Origin of the sequence: Acinetobacter sp. YH16052 (assembly GCF_013417155.1) — a bacterium.
In the GTDB taxonomy this organism is placed as follows: domain Bacteria; phylum Pseudomonadota; class Gammaproteobacteria; order Pseudomonadales; family Moraxellaceae; genus Acinetobacter.
In genome coordinates, this window is record NZ_VPEO01000112.1 from 1 (window position 1) to 2,028 (window position 2,028).

General features: G+C 36.8%; 2 protein-coding genes. Both read left to right on the forward strand.

The window, feature by feature from the left end:
- The first annotated feature begins 52 nt into the window (after positions 1 to 52).
- Positions 53 to 1,312 (forward strand): protein rep, encoded by a 1,260-nt coding sequence (locus tag FTV42_RS16430; RefSeq protein WP_257223478.1) that lies wholly within the window; start codon positions 53 to 55, stop codon positions 1,310 to 1,312.
- Positions 1,313 to 1,555: 243 nt separating this feature from the next.
- Positions 1,556 to 2,020 carry a hypothetical protein gene (locus tag FTV42_RS17740; protein WP_257222737.1) on the forward strand — a complete coding sequence of 155 codons (465 nt, stop codon included), beginning with the start codon at positions 1,556 to 1,558 and terminating at the stop codon, positions 2,018 to 2,020.
- Positions 2,021 to 2,028: the final 8 nt, after the last annotated feature.

A 2,028-nucleotide genomic window follows, 5' to 3' on the forward strand; every position in this document is an offset into this window, starting at 1 on the left:
TAGTTGTACGGCAACATTTTCGGAGCTACCTAAATGAATAGGAGCAATACTATTGTACGGTAACAAAAATGAAAGTCAAAGAGTAGAAGCGGGAGTGAGAGGCGGAGGGACGACAACGATTGCGACCGCTGATACACTGCCGACTTGTAGACTTGTGACAGACGGTAAAAAAACATGGGCTGTCGATGAAAATGGGAAGCCCCTTGGTAATACTACGGATAACTCCGCCATCCGCACACAGCAAGGCTTTCAGGCAATCAAAGAACGGTTTAAATTACTAGATTCAGCTCGAAAAATACTTAATGGGGAACGTACCCAACACTGTTTCTATAATCGTGTAGATAAAAATGATGGTGTAGGGGTCACATTTAATAAATTTCGTAATAAAGCCAATTATACGAACGTCATGCGCTGTGCAAATGCATGGGGCTGTCCTGTTTGTGCTGCAATTATTTCCGAACACCGTAAATGTGAAGTCAAAGATGCTATGGATTGGTGGCAGAAACAAGGCGGATCTGTATTACTTCTTACCCTTACTGTTCCTCATTATTCAGATACTGACATCAAACAACTAAAAAAAGACCTGAAAAAAGCATACTCAAAATTCTTTAAGGGTGTCCGTGCATCTAAAGATATGTTTGAGCGTTGGCAAATAAAACACTATATCTCATGCTTTGAAATTACCCACGGTGCAAATGGATTCCATCCCCATTATCACGTTTTATTATTTGTTCCTTACTCTTTAGGCAAAGAATCATTACCAGGTATTAAGCAGGATATGTACAACATCTGGAAAGATTGCTGTGAGAAATCAGGATTAGATACTCCAAGTGAAAAACACGGATTAGATTTACAAGGCGGAAATGAAGCAGGTAGTTATGTTGCAAAATGGGGCTTAGAGCATGAGATGACTAAGGGTCATATCAAAAAAGGAAAAGAAAATTCCCGCACCCCTTTTGATATTTTGAGAAGTTATTCAGATTCAGAAAATGAAACAGATGCCAATCTGTTCAAATTATATTATTTTGCTTTCAAAGGCACTCGCCAGTTGAATTGGTCGAAAGGTCTTAAAAAGTTGGTTAGTAAAGCAGAAGAAAAAACCGATCAGGAAATTGTAGACGATACCGACAACGTAGCGGAGCTGCTTTTTAAGCTAGATATTGAAATGTGGAATGCTGTTAGAAAACAGAAAAAACAGGGTGAATTACTAGTTGCTGTTGCAGAAGATCAGACACTTAAAAAACCGATGGAACTAATAAGGCAATGCTTACTTAATTATGGATTAATAAGGCATAACAATATTTTGATTTAGGGATCATATTTTTGATTAATCAGAATAAATTGATTTTATTTATTTTTAATCTTATAGTTATAGTCTCAAGGCCGCGCAGTCTTAACTGCTGGTCTAGTCGTTATCCTCTGTTTCACTAAGTGAAAATAAGTTAACGCTGTCTAACAGTTAGGTTAAGTTAGATATTGTGAAGATTTATACAACCTTATAAATCTTCTTCCGAATTTTATTAACGCCTGAGATAAATATCTTGGGCGTTTTTTTATGCTTTATTTTACAGAGCGAGTGTCTACGAGCGAACTGACACAACAAGAATTACAAAATATTCCTTTCTTTGATTACAGCTTTCATCTGAACCAAGATCGGGAGTTTTTCGGCTATGCCGACAAGAAAATATTTGCTTATTTTTTGAATAGATGTAATATTGTTGCCATAGGTAACAGGAATTTAAGAATGACCAGAAAACGCATTGCTTTGAGTGTTCCTCCTGAGATGGAAGAAGTTTTAGATAAGATTTCTGACTTAACAGGACAACCTAAGACAAAGATTATTTTAGAGATGTTAGAACAATATGTTCCAGTGCTTGAGCAAACTATAGAAGCCTTAGAGCAGATTAGAGATAACAAAGAAAATGCCTTGAGCATTGTTCAAAAATTTGCAGGTGATCTTTTGCTTGATGGTAACCAAAAGCTAGGACAGATTGCTACTGAGGTTAAGAACCTCAAATAACAGAAAAG

What these genes read in the sequence shown, in the direction of transcription:
- FTV42_RS17740 (WP_257222737.1), top strand. Translation starts at nt 1,556, where the DNA reads ATGCTTTATTTTACAGAGCGAGTGTCTACGAGCGAACTGACACAACAA.